Below are 24,556 nucleotides of genomic sequence, written 5' to 3'. Positions count from 1 at the left end.
GGCCCCATTCTTTAAAAACGCACGCAAAAGCAGGTATGCACCAGATAACTAGACAGCGGGAGATTGTTTTTCATTTGATTAATTCACAAGGAAGGTAGCCAGGGCCTTATAACAAACCCGGTGCTGCAATGCTTAATACCTCTTCTGTTCAGGAACCAGAACCGCCCCTTTTTGAATCATTCTGTAGATGGTTGATTTCCCTACCTTCAACTTGTCTGCCACATATATTACGTTGTAGTTGTATTTGTCTAAATAGTGCTGTACCGTTTCATGGATGTATTCATCCAGGGTTTTTTCTTCCAGGGTTGATGGGGTGGCAGGGGCCTGCAACTGGATGTCGCCTTCCGTGACTCCCCTGGAATCTGCCAGCACTGCGGCCAATTCCACAACCGCCTTCAGTTCTCTCACGTTGCCGGGGTAAGGGTGGCTTAAAAGCTTTTTCTGCGCCTCTGGGGTAAAAACCTTTTCCTCCATTTCATTCTGCTTGCAGAAATCCCGCAGAAACTTATTGGCGATCAGCAGGATATCATGCCCTCTTTCCCGCAAGGGCGGCAAATGCACCTGGATGCCAAGCAGCCGGTAAAACAAATCTTCCCTGAAATTCCCTTTCTTAACCTCGTCCATGAGGTTGCGGTGCGTGGCGGTCACTATGCGCACTTCCACCGGGATGCTCTTATTAGAACCTACCGGGGTCACTTCTCTTTCCTGCAAGACCCGCAACAGCTTTGCCTGAAGATTAAAGCTCATTTCGCCAATCTCATCCAGGAATAGGGTACCGCCGTTCGCTTCCTCAAACTTCCCTATCCTACGGGCTGTGGCCCCGGTGAATGCTCCTTTCTCGTGGCCGAACAGTTCGCTTTCCAGCAGTTCAGAAGGCAGGGCGGCAATGTTTACCGCCACAAAAGGCATCTTGGACCTCCGGGAGTTCTGATGGATGGCTTTTGCGATAAGTTCTTTCCCGGTACCTGTCTCACCCGTAACCGTCACGTTTATATTATTCGCCGCCGCCTTCTCTACCAACTGGAAGACTTTCTTGATTGGCTCAGAAGACCCCACCAATTCGCTCCCCAAAGAGTATTTCTGCTTTACCTCATTCCTTAGCACTTCCAGCTCTTGCTGCAGTGACTTGTTATGCTTGATCTTTTCAACTATGCTCCAGAGCCGGTCTTTGGTTTCTTCATTCTTCACGATGTAGTCATACGCCCCCATCTTCAGCAGGCTTACCGCTTTTCTTATATCTTCCTGGCCAGAGATGATGATGACATAAGATTTAGGACTTTTCTGCAAGATCTGCAGCAAGACCTCTTCACCGGTATTGGTGGGTAGATGGTAATCTAAGGTAATGATAGTGGGAGCATCCGTGAGCCTAGCTAAAAACTCCGTGACGGAATTGAACACCTCTACCTGGTGGTCAGGGTTAGAGGAAAGATGATAACTCAGGAACTGAGAGTACCAAATATCATCTTCAAGAACGAAGATTTTAGCGGAGGAATCATTTTGCGAACTAGACATGGGAGCCAAAACTGAATGTAAGAGACCAATTAACTATCACTTTCCGCCAATTTAAGAAAGTATTGTGATTTACGTTAATTGAATTGCGTCCTTCTGTCTTCCAACTTTATAAATAAAAAAGTCAAATCCCCAAACCACCGGCTCCCTATGCATATAACATTTATCAAAGAAGCTACCTACACCTTCATTAGGCCATTATCTTTGTTTCCTTGTTTTATAATTACAAGTTAAAATGCCTGCCTGACCAATAGATTGGAAGAAGGCATAGAATGCGGCAAGCATTTACTTAGCACCCATTTCTGGTTGAATCCACCTCATAGAAAGGAAAGATTAGCAGCTCTTTTTCTACAAATGCGTGGTTTTCTACTATTCCTAACCAACTGCTTGTCCCCCTCCCTCTTCGGTAAAAAAATCAAAGCTTTCTTTTTATGCCTTTTTCAAAAAGAAGGTCAAAAAGGCGTTGGGTCCCTTCCCTTTGCGGGAGCGGATCTTAAAACCTGTTTCCGTCCAGATTTTGCAATAACTTATTGAAAAGATCTTGGGGCACGAACGGTTTTGTTAAGTAATCATTCACCCCTACTTCCAAAATCCTTCTTCTCTCTTCTTCGCTCGCATTGGCTGTCAAGGCTATGACAGGGACCTTTTGACCCGCTTCGCGCATACGCGTCACTGTCTGGAATCCATCCAGAACGGGCATGTACAAATCCATCAAGACTATGTCATAGCCGGTAGTAGCCATTTTTTCTAATGCCACCAAACCGTCGTCGGCGGTCTCAACCACTGCATTCCAGTTGGAGAGGAGCTTGGTGGCTACTGTTCTGTTCATGACATTGTCATCCACTACCAAAACTCTAACTCCTTTCAGCTTGGTATGGGGAATTTTGCCGCCTTTTGTTTTAGGAAGCGTTACCAGAGAAGCCTGGGGCTTCACAAACTTGAGACGCACATTGAACACAGATCCTTTCCCGGGCTCACTCTGCACCTGGATGGTTCCTTTGTGCAGGTCCACCAGGTTCTTGGTGATAGAGAGACCAAGGCCGGTGCCGCCATATTTCCGGTGGGTAGAGGCACTTGCCTGGGAAAAACTTTCAAAAATATGGCTCTGCTTTTCCTGCGGAATGCCTATGCCCGTGTCTGACACCGTGAAGTCCAGAACCCATTCCTGGTTGGTTTGGTAAATGACCTTTACCTCCAGCCTTACCGCTCCCCGGTCAGTGAATTTGATGGCATTACTCAACAGGTTGTTCAAAATCTGCATCAGCCTTACGGGGTCACCAGCCACTTCTGCAGGGGTGCGTGGGTCTATGCAAAGCTCCAAGTCTACCATTTTCTCCATAGACCGCAGATACAACGCCTGGTGCGTGTTTTTCAACAGGTCTTTCAAAGGGAAATTCACTTTCTCAAGCTCTACTTTACCGGCTTCTATTTTTGAGTAGTCTAAGGTATTGTTAACGAGAGCCAATAGACACTGGGAGGAGAAATGGATAGAGTTGAGGTTGTCTTTATATTCTTCTTTGAGGCCTTCTTCCTGCAAAAGAAGGTAAGTAAGGCCCATGATGGCATTGAGAGGAGTTCTGATCTCATGGCTCATATAAGAAACGAACTCAGTCTTGAGTTGAGCTGCTTTTTCGGCTTTCGCTACTTCTGCGGTTAGCTGCGTCTCCGTTGCGACCCACTCAGAAACATTTTGCACCGTACCTATGAATTTCACCACTTGACCATTCTTCACCAAAGGTTTCCCCTTCATTTTAAGCCAGGTGGCTCCTCTTCCGGTGCCCTGCACTTCTACTATACAGGAAAATTGCCTATTGGTGTTGACCAAGGCTACCCAAGCATCAACCAAGACCTCTTGATGGTTTTCTTTGATAAACGGCAAGAAGGATTCAAAGCTTTCCACTGCAGCCCCTGGCTCCATGTTCAGCAGTTCCATGAGGTAGTCTGTGCAGAAGAACTCTCCCGTAAATGAAGAGAATTCCCAATACCCAGCTTCTAAGAGAGCGCCCACCTCTTCATCCAAAGCAGTAGCCTGCCGGTACCGTTGCCCCGGTGAAAGGCGGATGCTTTCTCTTTCACGGAAAGTTGCGCCCTGAAAAGACGTTAGAAAAGGGGCAGCAGGAAATCCATCATAGGCTGCGATCCCTTTATAAGAAGCTTGAAATGGTTCAAGGCCGTAGTCGGAGGCATAGGAAGTCAAAAGCGGGGCATTCCCAGCCTCTTCCCCATTCCTGAAAATGACGAAGTTTTGGTAAGGCTTGGAAATCCTCTGCAGTTTCAACCCCATCGCCAGGATACTATTCAAACCAAAAGGATCTTTTTGGGAAAGCTTTTTAGAAACATAGAGTAGAAAAGAAATCCCGCTTTCTTTCACAGTGCCTAACAGGGATTGCAGATACGGCATTATTCGGCCTGTAGAGGCAGATGAGGACGATAAAGTACCTACTCCGATTCCTTCCACAGACTTTGAATACCATGCTTTACGGCCTGTTCTTGTAGATTTCAGTGTCAGCCATTCATTCAAACTTTGAGATTCATCAACGGAGATTGGAGCAGACTTCATAAACTATCCATTTACTTATTCTTGACGCTAATATACAAGTAATTATTAGTTTTGTTAAGTTACTGGACTTTATTTTAAATTTTTCTTCTTAAATATTGACATTTAAACATATTTACTTAGAAAAAACCTTGAAATCATCCTATAAAATACCCAACCTGTTCAAATAGTTTTTTATCCATTCTTTGAAAAATAGCCCTTAAAACGTGATTTCGCTTTCCACTATCATCATTTTGCCAATATTTACAGGTGTGTAGTTGCGAGATTTAAAACAATTTGCTGAAAGTGAGAATGGCGTTAATCGTTTGGAATCCTACTTAATTACAATGAGCGCACTTATAGCCCCTCATTCAGCCATCAACAAGAAGCCTGTCAGCAAAAACCAGGTATGGGCGACTTTCGCTCAAACCTGCCTCCTACTCTCCAGCTCCAAAAAGGGTCCATTGTTTACAAAAACCCGAGAGGGTGAAAATAACTTACGCGCACTTTCTTCTACAAGTTCACCTCCTTCCCGGATTTTATTACCCGAACTGTAAATCTTTTGCCCAGCCATAACCAATGCCATTGCCTAATAGATGTCTAGATGCCTAGCTGGAATTAAACCATGGTAGCAGATCACTGAAGGCCGATTTCTGCCCCTAGCTTTGAATCAAGAGGATTTAATGCAAGTATCAGTCTTGTCTATTTTATAAACGGCCTCCACGCAGGCTAAATATTGATTGCGCCCTTTATATAAATACCCAACTTAGTAAAGCTTTTCATTTGCCAACTACTTAAGCTTAGAAAGGGGATTATAGTACAGCCGATGGGGTATTAAGCAAGGATGTGGACCACCTGCGCTTTATTGATGGCTTCACTCCTTGCCACCCTAACAAAAAAGCCTCTCTTTTAAAAGAAGAGAGGCTTTTTCAAGTGATCCCGTTTGGATTCGAACCTAGGACCTGACTCTAATAAGAAAATTGCTTTAACCTTTGCGTACAGGAGCTCTTTTGACTCTACTAATAAAGAACTGTTACACATAGCTGCAAAAGGCCAAATAAGAAAACGGCTGGAACCGCCTGAACTTAATTGAAAACTTTTTTTCCTATCACCCTTGAAAAAAAGAGGCGGTGCCCTGGACTGTTGATATGAATTCCATCTCCCGCATTATATTGCGCATGAATAGTACCATTGGGATTAGAAACACTTGACCAAAAGTCTATGACTTGGTCACCATAAACCGTATTGATTCTATTGGTAAGTTCGATCAACTTCTTCCTGCCATCTTCATTAAGGTCTTTAGGCTGAGCCGTGGTCACCCACATAACAACCTTTTGTTGCTTCGCCATCTCAGATAAGGCAGCAAAATTATTCATCTGGTCTTCCACAGACCTTCCATTCGCAATATCGTTACTCGGCATATTGATAATGATAGCATAAGGCTTATAGCTGAGGGCCTTGGTGATATTCCGGTTCTGATCGCCTGAAGGCATGATATCAAAGGAAGTGTACCCTCCACGTGCTAGATTGATGATGGTATCTCCTTTGAACTTATCCTTATTAGCACGAAGATAGGTAATGCTTCGGCCTACCCAACTGGAATCATAGGGCCCTGGACCAACTCCTTCGGCAGTGGAAGAACCAAGCACCACGTACACCCTCGGGTTTCTAACTTCGATGGGGGCTGGTTTTGGTACGGGCTCTGGTTCCACCTCATCTCCCTGGCAACCCCACTGAAAACCCAGGATGCAAAATGCAAGGATGGAATATAGTGCTCTTCTCATACAGTCTCTTGTTGTTGTTTTAGTTGATTATTAAGATATATAGATATTACCTTATACTATTTTCAACCATACGTTAGTCGACTATAATTGTTCTTAGCAATTCCTACTGCCTATTCAAACTCATCCTAAAGGTGATCCGCCATTCAATACAAACCTTACTAATTTGGTGTAAACACCTAAAGAAGAGCACCAAGGTAATTGCGTAACCAAATATCAAGTCAGAATCAGAAGAAGTTATTAAGAGAATACTTTACCAAAAGCGGGAAGGAAAATAAAAAATATCAAGACACAGCCGCGGAGCATACAACGGCCGGCATTACCCCTACACAATAACCTATCTTACAATTCCTTACAAATTATCCAAGAAAAAACGAACCCTCTCCTTAAAGTGCAGGAATAAGCATATCTTAGACTTAGAACCTAACATAGTGATACTTCCAGCCTATGCAGAAAGAGCAGGAAATTTCTTCTAAATATTTGGTAACGCAAAAAATCTCGTAATTATCATGAATAGTCAACCCAAGAGAATTAATTTTTCATTTACCAAACAAAGGGATTTAAAAACTTACCGGAAAATAATGGTAGTAAACGAGTGATCCAGGTAGTAAACGAGTGATCCAACACTTTACCTAACGGCCTTAGGCAAACTATCCCACAAGCTTATTCCATTTTGACTCTTCCTTAGCCTCCTAGCTTCAATCTTTTCCATAACCCAACTTTGGTATTTCTTTTCTAGAAGATAGGAAATACTAAAAACGGTTATAAGATACAGAACCAACCTTATGGCAGCTGTATACCAAGTGCCGGAAAATAATGTAACACTATGAAATAAATACAGAATTGGAAAATGTATTAAGTATGTACTATATGAAATACCCCCTATAAAGACTAAAGCTCTTTTAATTAATCCGAATTCAATTCGAAAAGAAAATACCAAAAATAAGATACTTATTAAGAATAAAATAGCAGGGATATACAAACCTTCATACACTTTATCAGTGTACAACAAATAAGCAAATCTACATATTATAGGTAAATATATTATCAATAGCAAAATTTTTCAAAAGGGAACTTCTTTACTATTAAAACTTTGGATAACTAAATAGCAAACAGGGATAAAAGCTAGGTGAATAAACTTTATGGGGTGATGTATAAAATCTGAAGCCATAGGAAGCATAGAATGTGGTAGCTTTTTAAGCACAAACGCACTGACTTCCAATTGCTGGTAGCAAAAGATCAACAAGGCTAAAGCAATTAAATTGGATATGGCATGATTTACGCTTTTCCACTTTATACCCCCACACAATAAACCGCAACCCCAATAAACTAAGCCAAAGCAGACAGAGATTAGCATTGGAAAATTTGAGTTTGTTAAAAGTAACCCTATACCTATAATGAGTGCTCCTAAAGGCACATAAAACTTTTTTATATTAAAAAATGAAATTAAAACAAAAACAAAATAAAACATCACTTCAAAACTCATTGTCCATAAGGCCCTATTTTCAAAAACCACGTCATTTGTAAAGCTTTGCAAGAATAACAAATTGCTTAAAATCTGGTTTATGGAAATTTTATCATAATTCAGTAAAAAGGTACATAATACAACTATAAAATATATTGGATATAGTCTATAAAGTCTTTTTTGTCCAAAGTATCTTATTTCCTCCCAGCTGGAAAGATTAGATTTATTTGTTAAGCTAACCATATATCCAGAAAGCATAAAAAATAAAAGAGGTCTTATATTACCATAAGGAACAAATCCAAGATCTAATTTATAAACCTTGTCCAAATACCCTTCACTACCTATATGATGCCATATGACAGCCAAGGAAGCAATCCCTCTTAAGGCTTGTAATTTGTATTGAATTTTTCTTTTTGGTTTGCCAATTGGCGCCTCTATTACTTTCTCCTGAACTAAAACAGCATTACTCACTACTGGTTTGGAATTTTCGATTCATACTAAATCCACTTTCATTGAACCGGCGCAAAGGAACACGCCTGCCAATTCAAAGTGTAAAATTATACAATTCAATCAATATACCCTCTTCCAAGCCTATAATATTTAATTATTCCTACATAATAGGGTTTTACTATATAGGCCTTGAAAGCTTTTACCCTGCCTCCACAAGAAGACTATAGGCTTAAATCACTTAAACAAATAATTATCAGAGCTATTTAATCTATAACCAAAGCAGGACAACATTGACTAGGTAAGATGATTATTTTCAAATTAAATCTAAGCTTAATCTTAACTCCGATTTTCTTGTAGGGCAAAATACCAGTTAAACTTTTATATATTTCTTTATATTTATTACCAACAAGATTCATCTATAATTCTTTTGCCCTAATCCTTACATTCGTAAATGTGCTCTTCTTCTTTTATAATGAAGTCATGAGCAAAGAAACCGGCAACAACACTACTAAAACCACCTATAGCGTTAAGGTATGATTCCAATAAGGATGGTGTTGGGAAAATTCGACATCAGCGACAATTGACTAGGAGATGCCTTTTATTTATTGTTACTCCCTTAAAGGATCGTAGTTGCGCATATAGCCTCCCTACAAAAATCTTTCAAGAAGAAGATTAACTAGAACACCTTGAACATTGAAAGAACCAAGTTCTTCTGAGGTAAGGATCAAAAAAAAAGCCTCTCTTCTAAAAGAAGAGAAGCTTTTCCAAGTGATCCCGCTGGGATTCGAACCCAGGACCCATACATTAAAAGTGTATTGCTCTACCAGCTGAGCTACAGAATCAGGTAATAGTTGAAGGTGGTAAAAAAAGCCTTCCCGACGAGGGGCCGGAAAGGCTTTTAAGAGAAAGTGATCCCGCTGGGATTCGAACCCAGGACCCATACATTAAAAGTGTATTGCTCTACCAGCTGAGCTACAGAATCTTTTTACTACCTTTGCTTAAGAGGGCGTTACCCTCATTTGCGATGCAAAAGTATCATCACTTTCTGTAAATGCCAAACAAATTCCGCAAATTCTGTTTGTTTTTTTGTGCGTTTTGGCTCTTTGGCCCACAACTAATTATGGCTCAATCGCCTACCAGCTTACTTAGCAAGGCAGATTCTTTGTACAACCAGCACAAGTACACCCAAGCGCTGGGAATCTATGAGCAACTTCTAGCAGAGGAACGGGTTTACTCGCCGCAGATGCTCCTCAAGATGGCCCATATCCAGGAAGGCTTGCAGCAATACACCCAGTCCATGCATTACCTGCAGCTGTATTACAGCAAGCACCCAAGCCGGTCGGTCTTACGGAAGATGGAGGAAGTGGGGCTGCAGCAACACCTTTCAGGCTACGAGTACACAGACTGGAACTTCTTTAAGACCCAGTTCTACAAATACTACTCCCAAATCCTGGAGCTTTTACTGGTGGGGGCGGTGATTACCATCACCCTATTGGTTATTAACTGGTCTAAACGGAAACCCATAGGGGCGCGGGCCAAAAGCCTTTTCCTGATGTACATGGCCTTTCTTTTCTATTTTGCCAATTTTCTGAGCTTAGACCAGCAAGGCATCATTCAAAACAGCAACGTTCCTATCATGACGGCCCCATCAGCAGGAGCTGGTTTGGTGGCCACGGTGGGCACAGGGCATAAGGTGAATATCACTGGGGAGGAAGATATATGGTACCGGATTGAATGGGAGGACCAAACGGCTTACATCAGGAAAAACAACCTGTTGCTGCTGCCCCAACCCCTCAGCAACCATAGGCTCTTCTAGGTAAAAGGCCTCCTAGGCACAACCCTTAGTTAAAACTCATTAAAAACCAAGGGAGGCTTTGGGGCTGGTTTTCACAAACCAGCCCCAAAGCCTCCCTTGGTTTACTACCTTTTCCTGGCCCTTTCTTAGCTCTACTAGCCTTGTTTTTGACCCTATCCGGTTGGAGCTGGCCAAAATACACCATGGCGTTTCAGGACGGATTTTCAGGAAACTGCCTTGAAACGCTTTACAACGTTATTTAAACGGACTATCAGCCTCTTTTTTCATGTGGTTGTAGACCAGTTTATCAGTGAGGCCGGGCAGCCATTTGCTTAGGAAAACCGTTAGTTTCCCCTGGCCCGTCATCACCAACTCCCGCTTGCGCTTGCGGGTGCCTTCCAAGATTAAGTGAGCCACTTCCTCTGAGGTCATCATCTTGGCTTCATCTCTGGGTGATTCTCCCTGTTGGCTGCCATCGGCGGCGAGCGCGGTATTACGGATGTTGGAGGTGGTGAAACCCGGACAGGCGATCATCACGTGAAGCCCTTGGTGCAAGGTCTCGGTACGTAAGGCGCCCAGAAAGCCCTGCATGGCAAATTTAGAGGCTGAATAGCCCGTGCGGCCGGGCAGCCCTTGGTACCCAGCTATAGAGGATACGCCTATCACAGAGCCCTTGCTTTTGAGCAGGTGCGGCAAGGCATATTTGGTACAGTACACCGTTCCCCAGAAATTGATATCCATGAGCTGCCGGATCACCTGTAGGTCCACGTCCTGGAACAGGGCCCGCATGCTGATGCCGGCATTGTTCAGCATCACGTCTATCCTGCCAAACCGCGATACGGTCTCCTCTATCAGCTTCACGCAGTCGGCCTCTACGCTTACATCGCCGGTCACGGCCAGGTAGGGTACGCCGGCGGCCGCCAGCTCCTCCCCCACTTCCTGCAGCTTTTGGGTATTCCTGGCCGAAATCACCACCTTGGCGCCTGCTCTTCCAAACGCCAGGGCGCAAGCCCTGCCAATCCCTGAGGACCCACCGGTGATGATGATCACTTTGTCTTTCATAGTCACATGCTTCTTTCGGCAACACCGCTGCCTTCACAAAAATACAAGAAGTTTTGGCTTGGTCTTCTCAGGTCTCATGTAGGCTCCAGCCTTTAGCCATGAGGCCAAAACTGCTTTTGCTATCAGCTGGTTTTCCTTTTGCCTCGACCTAGCTTGCATTTCTCCCTCAAGAAGTTGCCACCTACAATGGAACCTTTGGGTAATTGGGCGGCTGTGCAGAGTTTTCTTTGTATTTTTGCGGCACCGTGAAAAGATACAAGCAGAAAAAACATAAATACGAAGTCCTTACGCAGGTTCGCGTGGAGGAAATGGCCGCTGAAGGCAAATGCATCGTGCGCCATGACAACCTGGTGGTGTTCATCTCAGATGTGGCCCCCGGCGATGTGGTGGACGTACGCATCACCAAAAAGCGGAAGAATTACCTGGAAGGCGTACCTGTCCATTTCCATGCCTATTCTGAAGCCCGCACCCAGCCGTTCTGCGAGCACTTCGGCGTGTGCGGCGGCTGCAAGTGGCAACACATCCCGTATGACACCCAGCTGTTCTACAAGCAGAAGCAGGTGAACGACAACGTGGAACGCATCGGCAAGATCACCGGCCACGAAATGCTGCCCATTCTTCCCTCTGACCGGGTGAGCTTTTACCGAAACAAGCTGGAGTACACCTTCTCGGGCAACGCCTGGCTTACCAAAGAGCAGATTGACAGCGGCGAAGAATTGGAAAGACGAGCCCTGGGCTTCCATATTCCGCTTCGTTTTGACAAAATAGTGGATATCCAGCATTGCTATCTGCAACCGGCTCCGTCTAACGAGATCAGGCTGGCGGTGAAGAAATACGCTCTGGACCACAACCTGCCATTCTTTGACTTGGTAAGGCAGGAAGGATACCTGCGTAACCTGATCATCAGAACCGCCAACACCGGCGACCTGATGGTGATTGTGCAGGTGTTCCAGGACCAGATGGAGTGGCTACAGCCCCTGCTGAACCACCTCCTGCAGGAATTCCCACAGATCACCTCACTGCACTACGTGGTCAACAGCAAAGGCAACGAGACCTTCCATGACCTGGAGGTGGTGTGCTACCACGGCGAACCCTACATCCATGAGCAGATGGAAGGGCTGCGGTTCAGGGTAGGGCCCAAGTCTTTCTACCAGACCAACTCAGAGCAGGCCTACAACCTCTACAAGCTCACCCGCGACTTCGCCCTGCTGAACGGCACCGAGACCGTGTACGACCTGTATACGGGCGCGGGCACCATCGCTAACTTCGTGGCCCGAAAGGCGGCGCAGGTAGTGGGCATAGAGTACGTGGCCAGCGCCATTGAAGACGCCAAGATCAACTCGCAGATCAACGACATCACCAACACGCATTTCTACGCCGGAGACATGAAAGATGTGCTCACGCACGAGCTGTTCGCGCGCCACGGCAGGCCAGACGTGATCATCACAGATCCGCCCCGCGCCGGCATGCACCCCGACGTGGTGACCAAACTGCTGGAAGTGAAAGCCAATCGCATTGTGTACGTGAGCTGCAACCCAGCTACGCAGGCCCGTGACCTGGAGATGCTTTCTGAGCTGTACGACGTGGTCAAAATCCAGCCAGTAGACATGTTTCCGCAGACCTACCACGTAGAAAGCGTAGCGCTGCTGACGTTGAGAGGATAAACCGAAAGAGACCGAAAAACTTGTGTGCCTTTAGGGGCCGTTTTTAAGAAAACAGCTCCTAAAGGCATCTCTTTACTAAGATAAAACGTGCTACCTGATACGCACTACTTGCTACGTCTATGCAGAACGATCCAGAACTGAACGGCAAATACCTGGGCACCATCACCAAAGATTTCGTGCAGGTGTCAGACACCCTGAAAGAGGCTTCCTATGCCATCAGAAAACGCGACATCTCCAAGTACCCTATTTTCGTGTTCTCCCGCGAAATCACGCCCATTGGCGGTCTGTTGATCGCGGCTCATGAGCGGGAGTTGGAATGGCACATCAACGCCTCTTACCTGGAAGACTTCGTGAACCGCCAATTGGTGGGCGAAGACAAAATAGAGGAATTCCAGCAGGCTTACCGGGATGCGGATGAATTCTGCTGCCTTTTTGTGATTGACCGCGATTTCATGAACTTCGTGTTCGTTCCCTATCCAGAGGATTGATATTCGCCAAGCCCCTCTTAAAACCAGAAGGTCTGCCCTATGGAGCAGACCTTTTGGTTTTAAGAGGGGCACTAGATAACTCCCTGCGCCAGCATGGCATCTGCCACTTTGATAAACCCTCCTATATTAGCTCCCTTCTCATAGTTGATGTACCCGTCTTCCTCGGTACCATACTTGACACACAAGCCATGGATGTCTTTCATGATCTGCCAAAGCTTGCTGTTCACCTCCTCACGGCTCCAGGAAATGCGCAGAGAGTTCTGGGACATTTCAAGCCCAGATACTGCCACCCCGCCGGCATTGGAGGCTTTGCCCGGTGCATATAAAATTTTGGCTTCGGTAAAAACATGGATAGCCTCTGGGGTGCTAGGCATGTTGGCTCCTTCGGCCACGCAGATACAACCGTTGGCCACCAGGGCGCGGGCATCTGCTTCGTCCAGTTCATTCTGGGAAGCGCTGGGCAAGGCCACATCGCATTTTATCCGCCAGGGGCGTTCGCCCTCGTAGAACTCACAACCAAATTTTTCAGCGTATTCTTTGATGCGGCCGCGCTTTTCGTTTTTCAACTCCATTACGTAGGCTAGTCTCTCAACGCAGATCCCTTGGGGGTCATAGATAAACCCGCTGGAGTCTGAAAGGGTCACCACCTTGGCACCCGCCTGAAGGCATCTTTCTACGGTAAACTGGGCCACGTTCCCAGAGCCAGAGATAGCAACGGTCTTTCCTTCCAGCGTTTCCCCGCGGGTGGCCAGCATGTGCTCGGCAAAGTACACCACCCCATAGCCTGTGGCCTCTGGCCGAATAGCGCTGCCTCCCCAACTAAGCCCTTTGCCGGTAAGCACGCCGGTGAACTGACCTTTGATGCGCTTGTATTGGCCAAACATATACCCTACCTCGCGCGCGCCAACCCCTATATCTCCCGCGGGCACGTCAATATCAGCCCCCACGTGGCGGTACAATTCGGTCATAAAGCTTTGGCAGAACTTCATGATCTCACTGTCTGATTTCCCGGTTGGGTCAAAGTCTGAACCGCCCTTACCACCCCCCATGGGAAGCCCCGTAAGGCTATTTTTGAACACCTGCTCAAAGGCCAGGAATTTCAGGATGCTGAGGTTTACCGACGAATGGAAGCGAAGCCCCCCTTTGTAAGGCCCAATGGCGCTGTTCATCTGCACCCGGAAACCTCTGTTCACCTCCACCTCATTCTTATCATTAAGCCATGGCACCCTGAACATAAGTACCCGCTCTGGCTCTACCATGCGCTCCAGAATTCTGGCATTGTTATACTTGGGGTTTTCATCCAGAAACGGAATAATCGTTTCGGCCACCTCCTGCACCGCTTGCAGGAACTCTGGCTCGTGTGGGTTTCTGGCTTCAACTTTTTTCAGGAACTCTTGTACTTTTGGGCTCATGCACTTACTTGATGTTGAAAATATAGATTACTATTTTGATTATCTGCACCACATTCGTTGACAATAATAACGATCAAAGCTTAGAATTAATAAAAAAACCTCACCAATAAATAGATTCTATTTAAAATAAACGAAATAACTTAAAAGCCTTCAGGCAGGGTTCAACTATCATCGCAGAACCTATAGCTCCAGAATTATTCGTTGCTCTGGCAGTAATCTGTGCATGATAATAGCGAGCAATCACCCTTCTTGCCCTGCAATACTGCCTCTGGTTTTGACCTGACTGTTGTTGCTGAGACAGGAAATAGGAAATTGCCTTTCCACAAAAAAGCCCCACAGGTTCTAAAACCTGCGGGGCTAAATTCTTTTCAGTATCAGACCCGTTTTTTACAAAACAGGCCCAAAAAGCTGTAGTCTATTGCTCAAGTCTACTGAAGTGGCAGTGAGGGTGGCTTTTACCCAAAGTGGTTCCAGCCTTGCGCCTTGATAGGGAAGGCATTGCCGCTCGGGGTTACCAATCGCACTCCTTCGGTGGCATCTGTGATGTTGCCGATGATGGTGATGTCCGGGTGGTTCCGGATCTTGTCGTAGTCGCTCATTTTCACGGTGAAGAGCAGCTCATAGTCTTCGCCGCCATTTAAAATGCAGGTCACCGGATCCAGCTTGAATTCCTCGGCGGTTTCCAACGTCTGCTGGTCGGCGGGGAGTTTGTCCTGGTAAATAGCGGCCCCTACCCGGCTTTGTGAGCAGATGTGCAGCAACTCAGAGCCTAACCCGTCTGAGATGTCAATCATGGAGGTAGGGTGCACACCCATTTCCTTCAATTCATGGATCACATCCATGCGGGCTTCGGGTCTCAACTGGCGGCCCACCACATAATCTTTGCCTTCCAGCTCCGGCTGGGTTTCAGGGTCCGCTAGAAACGCCTGTTTCTCGCGCTCCAGTAATTGCAGGCCCAGGTAAGCGCCTCCTAAATCGCCGGTGACGCACACCAGGTCATTGATTTGGGCGGTGCTGCGCAAAACGGCTTTGCCTTTCTCCACCTCGCCTAAGGCGGTGATGCTGATGACCAGCCCGCCGCGCGATGCCGTGGTGTCACCGCCTACCAGGTCAATCTTGTAGTTCTCGCAGGCCAGGCGCATGCCCGCGTACAGTTCTTCAATGGCTTCTACCGTATAGCGGGCGCCAATGGCCAGACTCACCACTATCTGGGTGGGAATGGCGTTCATAGCGGCAATGTCTGACACATTCACGGCCACGGCCTTGTAGCCTAAATGTTTGAGGGGGCAGAAGGTGAGGTCAAAGTGCACGTTCTCTACCAGCATATCAGTGGTGACCACAATCTGTTTCTGGCCCGGCTCCAGAACGGCGGCATCATCCCCTATGCCCACTACCGTGGAAGACTGGTGTACTTCAATGTTCTCCTGCAACCGCCGGATCAGGCCAAACTCGCCTAAAGTATCTAAAGAGGTATATTCTGACATATTTTGCGTGGTTATCGTAGTTTTTTTCCTAAAACCATAGGAGATAAACGTTTTCGTTCTATTTTTAGAAAATCTTGCCTGAACTGCAAAGATAGCTTTTTCCCCGGCATCCTTCACGGACCCTCCTCCTCGCTGGGGAAACAAACAAAATTTGCTAACGGGCGTTCGTAAACGTAGCTTTGATTTTTTTAAATAGTACCCATATGTCTAGTGCCCCATTGACCCGGAAAGAACAGATAGACCAAGTAGCCACCTCCCTTTTCAAATCACGGGGTTTCGCTGCTACCACCATGCGCGACCTGGCGCTGGAACTGGGCATTGAAGCAGGAAGCCTCTATTCGCACATCAAATCCAAGGAAGATATTCTGCAGCGGGTGTGTTTCAAGATGGCCGATGAATTCAATGCGGCTTTCAATGAGGTAAAAGGCCAGAATGTGCCGGCCGGCGAGAAGCTTCGGCTGGCAGTGGCAGCGCACGTGCGCGTGCTCACCAAAAACCCGCCCGCCGCCGGGGTGTTCCTGAACGAATGGCGCCACCTGAGCGAGCCCTCGCTGAGCAAATTCCATGACATGCGGTACCAGTACGAAGAGAGCCTTCGGCAGATTGTGCGGGACGGTATCGCCAGCGGAGAGTTCAAGGTCACCGATGAGAAGTTCGTGGTCCTGACGCTGCTTTCCAGCTTGAACTGGCTGCATATGTGGTACAAACCCGAGGGCAAGATGAGCCCCGACGAGATTGCCGAGTTCCTTTCTAACCTCCTGCTCAACGGCCTTAAAAACTTCTAACTTCCGTTATAGGCACGTTCCTGGTATACTTTCTTCAGGGATAAGGCGTTCCTAGGGGAAGCTACGCCCTTCTGCCGGCACTTTGCTGGGTGAAACAGGTAAACCTTTGCCTCGTTTGCAACGGGAAGCATGGCTGTTACGTTTGCAGGTTGTCTGGCTTTTGTGAGCCTAAAGCCTTCTACTACGGCAGGCGTAAGCCGATTTTCAATGATTGAACAAATGAAACAGAATATATTCTTTGGGGTGGCCCTAGCGCTGGTGGTGAGTTTGGCTGGCTGTTCCAAAGATTCAGGGAGATCTGGCCGACTTGCCCGCCCTATCTCCAATGAGCAACTGAAGCAGGAACTAGCCGTCTTGTCAGACACCCTGGCTGGCAAATGGAACGTGATGATGTGGAGCGACAGCATCAAAACCCAACAGATGGAGGAGATTCTGGCGGCTATTCCGCCCGCGGCGCTGGGATCTACCCAACGGGCCCAACTGCAACATGCCCTGCGCAGGCTCCAAACCCTGCGCTATGACCGTACCAGCGTACGTGACTCTGACCGCATTGATGCCTATGACCAAGCGCAGGATTCAGTCTGGAACGCCATCAGAGCCTTTCTGCCGGAGACCGGCCCCACCGGTATTGCCCGGGTAGATTCTTTGAATGAGTCCATCACCGCGCACCACAGTGAGACGGTCTTTTACCGCGGCCGCTATGACCAAACCGCCAAGGAACTGAACACACTGCTTCGGCGCTACAAAGGCCAGATCCCTCAACTGGGCAAACCTTATGACACCTTGCAGCCTGCTCCCTTGTTTCAATGGGTAGACAAAGATGCGCCGGTCAAAGAAGAGGAAGAAGAACAATAAGTCCTGATTCCGCACCGGAATTAAGAAACGAGCCCCAAAACAGGAACGCCTCAGAAGATACTTCTGAGGCGTTCCTGTTTTGGGGCTCGTTTTACCGAAAGGCCTTGTTTTCTAACCCAACTGCTCCATCTCCTCTTTCACGAAATCCACCAGAGACTGGATATAGTCGCTGGAGAAGTCAAAGCGGATCCCGGCGGCATCATAGATTTCGCCAATGGTGGCGGTGTAGCCCAGGCTGAGGGCTTTCTTGTAGCCTTCCAGGGCCGCCTCAGGCTCAGATTTGTACCGTTTCCAGACGGCAATGGCACCAAGTTGGGCCATGGCATATTCTATATAATAGAAAGGAACCTCATACAGGTGCAACTGCTTTTGCCAGATAAACGGCTTAATATGCTCTAACCCGGTCCAATCCACTTCCTGCAGGTTGAACTCCTCAAAGACTTTCACCCAATTCTGGTGGCGCTCCTCTACGGTGTGGTTGGGGTTCTCATACACCCAGTGCTGGAACTTGTCAATGGTGGCTACCCACGGGAAGGTTTCCAGAACGCCCTCCAGGTGCTGGCGTTTCGCGCGCACCAGGTCTTCCTGGTTCGGGAAGAAGATATCCCAATGGTCCAGCGTCAACAACTCCATGGACATAGAAGCCAGTTCCGCCACCTCAGACGGTGGATGCTTAGCAGCGTTGAGCGGCAGGTCACGGGTGAGGAAGGAATGGACAGCGTGGCCGCCTTCGTGCAATAGCGTCACCACGTCGCGGAGCGAGGAAGTGGCATTCATGAAGATGAACGGCACCCCGATCTCATCCAGCGGGTAGTTGTAGCCACCAGGCGCTTTGCCTTTGCGGGATTCCAGATCCAGGTGGCCCATCTCGCGCATGGTCACCAGACAGTCACCTAGGTAGGCATCAAGGCGGTAGAAGCAGTCAATGGTTTTGGTCAACAGCTCCTCGCCGGTTTTGAAGGGCTCCAGCGGTGGCAGCCCGCTGGGATCTACGTCCATATCCCAGGGCCGGAGGCCATCCAGCTTCAGCAGTTCTTTGTGCTCTACATCAATCTGCCGGGTAATGGGCACCACTTTCTCTTTAATGGCCTGGTGGAACGAGAAGGTGTCTTGCGGACCGTAGTCAAATCTGCCCAGCGCGGCGAACATGTAATCACGGAAGTTGTCAAAGCCGGCGTTCACCGCTACCTGGTGGCGCAGTTGCACCAGTTCAGTGAACAGGTCATCCAGCTTCTCTTTGTCTTCCAGCCTACGTGCCTGCACGGCCAGGTAGGCCTCTTCGCGCACGGCTCTGTTCGTCTGCTTCAGACGGTCACCGGCTCTTTGGAGGGTCATTTCTTCCCCATCCAGCGTCACCATCATGGCGCCGGCAATGGCCCCGTACTGCTGCTGTTTGGTGCTGATCTCGGTCTGCAGCGGAATGTTCTCTTCCCGGAACAGTTCAATGGCCCGCCGCACCCCTCGCAGGTAGATGCGGTATTTCTGCCCATCCAGTCCTTCTGCAAACGGTGACTCCACCAATTTTCGGTTGAAGGCATCATCATAGGGAGAGGCTTTGGGCTCAATTTCGGTCACAAAGAACTGAAACGCTTGCGTAAGGGCCTCGTCTTGGGTATCGCAGGTCATTTTGATGTACCGCCAGGCCAGGTTCTCGGAGAGCACGCTCTCCAGTTCACTTCGGTCCGCGATCCATTTTTCCAGGTCTGCCAGTGAATGGAGCTCTCTGGTCTTCAGCTCTTCAAAGTAGGCCTCCAGCGACTCCCAATCCCGTACCTCAAAGTCGGCGGGAAGGTACTGGCGGGTTTTACGCTCTGGCAACGCAAGCGTTTTGGGGGTTTCTTCCATAAAACAAGGCAAAAATGGTTAGCCTATCTCAATCACTACATCAGCGGAAAGCGGATGGCCAACGCAATTCAATACGTATCCTTGGGCAATCTCTGCGTCTGACAAGCCTTCACGCTCGGTTAAATGCACGCGGCCGCTGAGGCATTTGCCCATACAGGCCGTACACAGGCCGGCCTGACAAGAGTAAGGTAAATCAATATCGGCTTTCAAGCCCGCTTCCAGAATGGTCTCTGTTGGTTTCACCTCTACCTGGTACTCCTGACCTTCATACCGCAGGGTCACAGTGCGGGTGATGATCTCGTCTGACTCTGGGGCAGCGGTCACATCGGCGCCGTGCTCTTCAGAGCTGGTGGGGGCGGTGAAGCTTTCTTTGTAAACCTGGCTGGCGGGAACACTCTTGAACTGAAGGGCTTCGCGCACCTCGTTCATCATGCCTTCTGGGCCACACATGTAGTAGCTTTCCTGCTGGTAACCCGGCACGGTGAGATCTTCCAGCAACCGGAGCACCATGTTCCGGTCCAGCAGCCCTATGTGGTCTTGCTTTTCAGTGGCATCTACCAGGGCTTCGTTGAACACGTGCACCACTTTCAGCTGATTGGGGTGCTGCTGCTCAAACTGCGCCAATTGGTCTTTGAAGATAACAGAGTCTACGTTGCGGTTTCCGTAGATAAGGGTGACGCGGCTCTGGGGCTCAAACTTGAGGGTGCTTTTGAGCATGGACATGAGCGGGGTGATGCCGCTGCCGCCCCCAAACAGGAAAATATGGCGTTTCTGCCCGGCCTCTGGTTTCAGGACGAAGTTGCCCAAGGGGGCCATCACTTCAATGGTCTGGCCTATCTGCGCGTTCTCGGCCAGGAAATTAGATACCAGTCCGCCTTCTACGCGCTTCACAGTCACGGAGAAGTAAGGCTCTTCTGGGGTGCTGCACAAAGAATAGGACCGGCGCACTTTCTGCCCGTTCACTGGCAAGATCAAGGTCAGGAACTGGCCTGGAATGTAAGGGATGTTTTGCTTGTCTGGATGGTCTAGATGAAGGGTGATGGCATCTGCAGTCTCTTGCGTGATGTCTACCACTTTCATGTTGTAATAAGCGTTGCTCATAGTTTTTATACGAAAAACGTAGGTGATACGGGTTTGACTAACTTTAATATGGGAGGAAAGTTACAACATTTCATATTCCCGCCCGAACTTGGGGTAAAAAAAGCGGCCTTACGTTTGTTTTTACTCTATCTTTCCCAATTAATTTTCCCAGCATCTGTTTCAGAGCCTTCCTATGGAAAACGCGTCCCAACTGACCACGCTCCTTTCTGCCCCTACCCTTTCGCCCGCTTCTATCCTGGATCATGACCTGAACGCTCCAGACGTGGCGCATCTTGATTTCACCGCCAACAACCCCCAACTGCTCCAGGCCGAACTGCGGGACACGTCCCAATTTGAGCAGTTTGTAGCCGAAATGCTCGCTCAAAAGCAGGCACGGGTAGGTATTGGAGGCTACTTTGAAAACCGGGTCATTTACCGCCGCAGCGAGCATTTTGGGGGAGCGGGAGAATCCCGGTCCATCCATTTGGGGGTAGACATCTGGGCACCGGCTGGTTTGCCTATCTATGCTCCTCTGGCCGGAACGGTGCATAGTTTTCAGGACAATGCCACCTTTGGGGATTATGGGCCTACCCTACTCTTGGCCCATGAACTGGAGGGCATTCCCTTTTACACGTTATATGGTCACTTAAGCCGCACCTCTTTGGCAGGTTTATCGGTGGGCATGCCTGTTGCTGCCGGCGCCCAGATTGCCACCATGGGTCCTTACCCTGAGAATGGAGACTGGCCGCCGCACCTGCATTTCCAGCTCATGACCGACCTTCTGGGAAAAAGCGGTGACTTCCCAGGGGTGTGCGCCCCTTCTGAGGAACGCTTCTACCGCCAGATCTGCCTAGACCCGAACGTGCTGCTGCGGTCACGGCATCTACCATAACATCAAAGGCACAGTTCGCTTCGTATCTAAATCCCAGGTAAAAAACGCAATAGACTCTATGCGAGAAAGCTCAAAGCTGCTCCTCCTCTTTTTGGCCATTTCCCTGGTTATTTTAGTACGGGTTGCCTTAGAACCTGATGGATATACCACTCCAGACTCTAACCATTATATGAAAGGGGCAGGGGGTTTGCTGACAACCGGTGATTTGACCTACACCATTGGGGGCAAAACAAGCACCTTTACCATCTGGCCCTTAGGGTATTCCTTCTCAATAGCCACTGTTGCCTATTTATCTCCCTTCTCTCTGTTATGGAACTCCAAGCTGGTTAATCTTCTTTGGATTGCCCTCACTTTTCTGCTGTTGAGAAGATTATACCCTGAAAATGCTTTCTGGATTGGATTGGTGTTTTGTATGCATTCCATTCTGGATATATTTTCCTTCACCTGGTCTGAACCCGGGTTTATGGTGATCATGCTCTGGTATAGCGTGGCCTTGCACCATTTCCTTTTCAAACCGGACCAACGGACTGAATGGGCTTTTCACTTGGTTTTTGCCATTATAGGCGCTTTTCTGTACCGGTATTTTGGGGCCTACTTATTAGGTGTGTTGTCTCTCTTCGGGGTTTATTTCCTGTGGAAGCGGAAATGGAAAGAAGTGGGCCTATTGATAGGCGTGGCAGCAGGCGTGGTGGGCTTCATTTTAAGTTACTTCTGGTTTGTGCAACAGCACACCGGGTATTACTCAGGCACCACCCGTATTCCGGCAGATGAATCCTTTTTATACCTGCTTCAAAACCTAGCTCAAACCCAACTAAATGAGTTTTTACTCATCCGCAAGCTTCCTTTTCACCAAGTAGACTACCTGGCTATCCTTTTTCTGGTGCTTCAGCTGGGGGTGCTCCTGCTGGTGGTGCAGCGCATCAGAAAAAGTACTTCCTGGAAGGAAACCTTAGCGCCCAAGGCCTTGGATTCCTTGCCTTTGACCATTGCCTTTGTGGGAGGGACATATTGGCTGACCATGGTGGTTCTCCGCTTCTTCATGAAGTTTGACATGTTTGACTTCCGGTTAATCACTCCGGCCACCTTCCTTTTTCTGGTTGCGGGGCATGCGTATCTGGCAGCCACCCACCGGCGATTGCTTTTACAAAAGATCCAGAAGCCTATTGTTTTCCTTTATTTTGTTGCCTTGGCGCATGGCCTTTACAAAAAGCAGTTGTTGTTGCTGTTCTTGAATGGATAGCCTGCCCTTATCGTTTCATCTTCCTTAGCCTTTTCTCTTATGTTTGACGCAGAACGTTTCCTCCTCAGAATCCAGGATTTCGCGGTATTGTATGGCCTGAAGATCTTGGTGGCCATCTTCCTTCTGATCATTGGGCTCTGGCTTATCCGGCGCATCACGGACTTCACCTACCGCCTCATGACCCGCAAGAACGTGGATCCGTCTTTGCGGCCGTTCCTCAAGAACATCCTGCACATTGTGTTGCTGGTCATGCTTATCATGGTGGTGATTGCCCAGGTGGGGCTGGAAATCACTTCTTTCATTGCCTTATTGGGTTCTGCCGGATTAGCGGTGGGCCTGGCGCTGCAGGGAAGCTTGTCCAACTTTGCCGGGGGCGTGCTCATACTCACGGTAAAACCTTTCAGGGTAGGTGATTTCATTGAAGCTCAGGGGCAGAAAGGCACCGTTAGCGTCATCAACATCTTTAACACAGTCATCAACACCGAAGACAACAAAACCGTGTACCTGCCCAATGGACCCTTGGCCTCTTCCGTAGTGGTGAACTATGACGTGGAGAATAACCGCCGTTTAGACGTTACTTACACAGTAGATGCGGCCGTACCCATGACGAAGATCAGGGAAGTACTAATGCGTGTGATCACTACTGACGAGCGGATTCTGACAGACCCAGAACCATCCGTTGGGGTAGAGAAACTGGCTGGCCAGACCATGACCTTATCACTGAAAGTATGGGTGCAACGGGGCAATTACCGGTACCAGCAGGTTTCTGAGTCTTTAAACGAGAAGGTAAAAGAAGCCTTTGAGCGGGAGCACATCGACTTGAAATAAGCACATGAAAAACGGCTGTTTTGGTGAAAACATCCCCAAAACAGCCGTTCCTAAATCCTTCGACAACCTTATACTGATCGTTTTGCGCCTCTTTTCAAGAAAAGAAGCCTCAAACGCAAACCACCAGTTTAATCAAACTTGATCGCCTTGACCGGATGAATGCGGGCAATGAGCAGCGTGGGAAGTAATATGGAAAGCATGGTCAGCACGAAGGTGATGGCGTTGATGCCTACCCAGATGCGCCAATCCCAATGAATGGGCACCGTGTCCATGTAGTAGTTCTCAGGGTCTAGCGGAATGAGGTGGAAATAGTCCTGCACACCGCAGAAGAGCAGCGCCAACAGGTTTCCGCCAATCAAACCGGCAATGGTGAGCCGAAGCCCCCGTTGCAGGAAGATGCCCCTGATCTGGCCGTTGGTGGCCCCCATGGCTTTGAGGGCGCCTATCATGTTGGTCCGTTCCAGGATCATGATGAACAGCGTAGACACCATGTTGAAGGTAGCCACAAACACAATCAAGACCAGAAAGATGACCACGTTGCGCTTGAGCAGTTCCAGCCAGTCAAAGAGCTGCGCGTAGGTATCAGTGATTTTCTCCAATTGCAGGTCATAGTTCATCTTGTCAAAGACCTGGCTGGTGACGGTATCAATCTGGGTGAAATCACTGAGTAAAATCTCATAACCGCCTACCAATGTGTCTGGCCATTGGTTCAGGTCCCGTATCTGCTGCAGATCTCCTAGCACGTACACGTTGTCAAACTCCTCTAGCCCGGTCTTGAAAATGCCCTTCACCTCAAAGCGGCGCATGCGGGGCGGGTTCTGGATAAAATAGAACAGCACCTTCTCCCCTACCTTCAGCCGGAGCTTGTCTGCCATGAGTTGACTCATCATGATCTGGTTGGAAGCAGCGGTGTCTGTGAACTCCATCACTGACCCTGCTACCAGGTTGGCTTGCATGCCCCTGAAATCATAGGTGGAGTCCACGCCTTTCAGCACCACCCCCAGCACCTCGTCGTCGGTTTTGATGATGGCCGTCTTGCGGGCGAAGGGCTGCAGGTGCGCCACCCCAGGAATATTCTTGTAGTCGCCCAAGCCGGTGGAGGTGCCCATGGGGTAGCCTTCAAAGGAATTGTTGGTGTCAAACTTGCTGATTTGCAGGTGTCCGCCAAAGCTGAAGATCTTGGCCTGGATCTCATACCGGAAGCCTTCCAGAATGGCAAAAGACACAATCATGATGGCAATGCCCAACCCTACGCTGAACTTTGCTATTTTTGTGACCGAGGCGGTAAAGGAGTCTGAACGGGCGCCGGTCAAGCGACTGGCAATATATCGGGAAAGATTCACTTCGTCTGTTTTGTGCTTAAAGATAGTTATCTGTTCTTAATT

Annotated in this window: 19 protein-coding genes and 2 tRNA genes; 8 read left to right on the top strand and 13 right to left on the bottom strand. The window is 48.3% G+C overall.

Annotated elements, in window-relative coordinates; translation table 11 throughout:
- Positions 1-132: 132 nt before the first annotated feature.
- The 7 genes from FOE74_RS04320 to FOE74_RS04295 form a co-directional block, all read right to left on the bottom strand.
- Complete coding sequence (locus tag FOE74_RS04320; RefSeq protein ID WP_149097354.1) at positions 133-1,512, bottom strand: sigma-54-dependent transcriptional regulator; 1,380 nt, start codon at positions 1,510-1,512, stop codon at positions 133-135.
- A 490-nt stretch (positions 1,513-2,002) separates the two neighbouring features.
- A complete protein-coding gene (locus FOE74_RS04315) occupies positions 2,003-3,811 on the bottom strand; it encodes an ATP-binding protein (RefSeq protein WP_188686271.1) in 1,809 nt (602 codons plus the stop codon).
- Between the two features lie 1,319 nt (positions 3,812-5,130).
- Complete coding sequence (locus FOE74_RS04310; protein ID WP_149097352.1) at positions 5,131-5,829, bottom strand: SGNH/GDSL hydrolase family protein; 699 nt, start codon at positions 5,827-5,829, stop codon at positions 5,131-5,133.
- A gap of 625 nt (positions 5,830-6,454) precedes the next feature.
- Entirely contained in the window at positions 6,455-6,877 is a 423-nt protein-coding gene (locus FOE74_RS21665; RefSeq protein ID WP_394348931.1) for an acyltransferase family protein, read from the bottom strand.
- Between the two features lie 12 nt (positions 6,878-6,889).
- On the bottom strand, positions 6,890-7,762 hold the full coding sequence (locus FOE74_RS04305; protein WP_188686273.1) for an acyltransferase family protein: 873 nt from the start codon (positions 7,760-7,762) through the stop codon (positions 6,890-6,892).
- Positions 7,763-8,510: 748 nt separating this feature from the next.
- Positions 8,511-8,583 (bottom strand) — tRNA-Lys (locus FOE74_RS04300).
- A 67-nt stretch (positions 8,584-8,650) separates the two neighbouring features.
- Positions 8,651-8,723: transfer RNA gene (locus FOE74_RS04295), tRNA-Lys, on the bottom strand.
- A gap of 138 nt (positions 8,724-8,861) precedes the next feature.
- Between FOE74_RS04295 and FOE74_RS04290 the strand changes: the two genes are divergently transcribed.
- Positions 8,862-9,557: an SH3 domain-containing protein gene (locus tag FOE74_RS04290; protein ID WP_188686275.1), complete on the top strand. Its 696-nt coding sequence runs from the start codon at positions 8,862-8,864 to the stop codon at positions 9,555-9,557.
- A gap of 234 nt (positions 9,558-9,791) precedes the next feature.
- On the opposite strand, the gene FOE74_RS04285 is transcribed toward FOE74_RS04290, so the two are convergent.
- Positions 9,792-10,598, bottom strand: a complete 807-nt coding sequence (locus tag FOE74_RS04285) for an SDR family oxidoreductase (protein ID WP_188686277.1) — start codon at positions 10,596-10,598, stop codon at positions 9,792-9,794.
- 245 nt (positions 10,599-10,843) lie between these two features.
- Between FOE74_RS04285 and rlmD the strand changes: the two genes are divergently transcribed.
- Positions 10,844-12,262, top strand: coding sequence for a 23S rRNA (uracil(1939)-C(5))-methyltransferase RlmD (gene rlmD / locus FOE74_RS04280; protein ID WP_262713740.1), 1,419 nt, complete (start codon positions 10,844-10,846; stop codon positions 12,260-12,262).
- A gap of 119 nt (positions 12,263-12,381) precedes the next feature.
- Positions 12,382-12,750: a hypothetical protein gene (locus FOE74_RS04275; protein ID WP_149097348.1), complete on the top strand. Its 369-nt coding sequence runs from the start codon at positions 12,382-12,384 to the stop codon at positions 12,748-12,750.
- 71 nt (positions 12,751-12,821) lie between these two features.
- Here the strand turns inward: FOE74_RS04275 and gdhA are convergent, their stop codons facing one another.
- Both gdhA and thiL read right to left on the bottom strand, forming a co-directional pair.
- Positions 12,822-14,162, bottom strand: coding sequence for an NADP-specific glutamate dehydrogenase (gdhA, locus tag FOE74_RS04270; protein WP_149097347.1), 1,341 nt, complete (start codon positions 14,160-14,162; stop codon positions 12,822-12,824).
- A 455-nt stretch (positions 14,163-14,617) separates the two neighbouring features.
- Positions 14,618-15,646, bottom strand: a complete 1,029-nt coding sequence (gene thiL / locus FOE74_RS04265) for a thiamine-phosphate kinase (RefSeq protein WP_149097346.1) — start codon at positions 15,644-15,646, stop codon at positions 14,618-14,620.
- Positions 15,647-15,849: 203 nt separating this feature from the next.
- Between thiL and FOE74_RS04260 the strand changes: the two genes are divergently transcribed.
- Together FOE74_RS04260 and FOE74_RS04255 are read left to right on the top strand one after the other, a co-directional pair.
- Positions 15,850-16,431 carry a TetR/AcrR family transcriptional regulator gene (locus FOE74_RS04260; protein WP_149097345.1) on the top strand — a complete coding sequence of 194 codons (582 nt, stop codon included), beginning with the start codon at positions 15,850-15,852 and terminating at the stop codon, positions 16,429-16,431.
- 219 nt (positions 16,432-16,650) lie between these two features.
- Positions 16,651-17,286, top strand: coding sequence for a hypothetical protein (locus FOE74_RS04255; protein WP_149097344.1), 636 nt, complete (start codon positions 16,651-16,653; stop codon positions 17,284-17,286).
- Positions 17,287-17,397: 111 nt separating this feature from the next.
- Here FOE74_RS04255 and FOE74_RS04250 read toward each other — a convergent pair whose 3' ends face one another.
- Together FOE74_RS04250 and FOE74_RS04245 are read right to left on the bottom strand one after the other, a co-directional pair.
- Entirely contained in the window at positions 17,398-19,131 is a 1,734-nt protein-coding gene (locus FOE74_RS04250; RefSeq protein WP_149097343.1) for a M3 family oligoendopeptidase, read from the bottom strand.
- 18 nt (positions 19,132-19,149) lie between these two features.
- A complete protein-coding gene (locus FOE74_RS04245; protein WP_149097342.1) occupies positions 19,150-20,232 on the bottom strand; it encodes a ferredoxin--NADP reductase in 1,083 nt (360 codons plus the stop codon).
- A gap of 172 nt (positions 20,233-20,404) precedes the next feature.
- Between FOE74_RS04245 and FOE74_RS04240 the strand changes: the two genes are divergently transcribed.
- Genes FOE74_RS04240 through FOE74_RS04230 form a run of 3 tightly spaced genes read left to right on the top strand, consistent with a single transcriptional unit; the run spans position 20,405 to position 23,171 of the window.
- Positions 20,405-21,103, top strand: coding sequence for a peptidoglycan DD-metalloendopeptidase family protein (locus FOE74_RS04240; RefSeq protein ID WP_149097341.1), 699 nt, complete (start codon positions 20,405-20,407; stop codon positions 21,101-21,103).
- Positions 21,104-21,161: 58 nt separating this feature from the next.
- Complete coding sequence (locus FOE74_RS04235; RefSeq protein WP_149097340.1) at positions 21,162-22,343, top strand: hypothetical protein; 1,182 nt, start codon at positions 21,162-21,164, stop codon at positions 22,341-22,343.
- A gap of 39 nt (positions 22,344-22,382) precedes the next feature.
- Positions 22,383-23,171, top strand: a complete 789-nt coding sequence (locus FOE74_RS04230) for a mechanosensitive ion channel family protein (protein WP_149097339.1) — start codon at positions 22,383-22,385, stop codon at positions 23,169-23,171.
- 128 nt (positions 23,172-23,299) lie between these two features.
- On the opposite strand, the gene FOE74_RS04225 is transcribed toward FOE74_RS04230, so the two are convergent.
- Entirely contained in the window at positions 23,300-24,514 is a 1,215-nt protein-coding gene (locus FOE74_RS04225; RefSeq protein WP_149097338.1) for an ABC transporter permease, read from the bottom strand.
- Between the last annotated feature and the right edge of the window lie 42 nt (positions 24,515-24,556).

Source organism: Rufibacter glacialis (assembly GCF_008271745.1).
GTDB lineage: Bacteria > Bacteroidota > Bacteroidia > Cytophagales > Hymenobacteraceae > Nibribacter > Nibribacter glacialis.
Note: the sequence above shows the minus strand (reverse complement) of the source record. Positions and strands in the feature narration are given on the sequence as shown.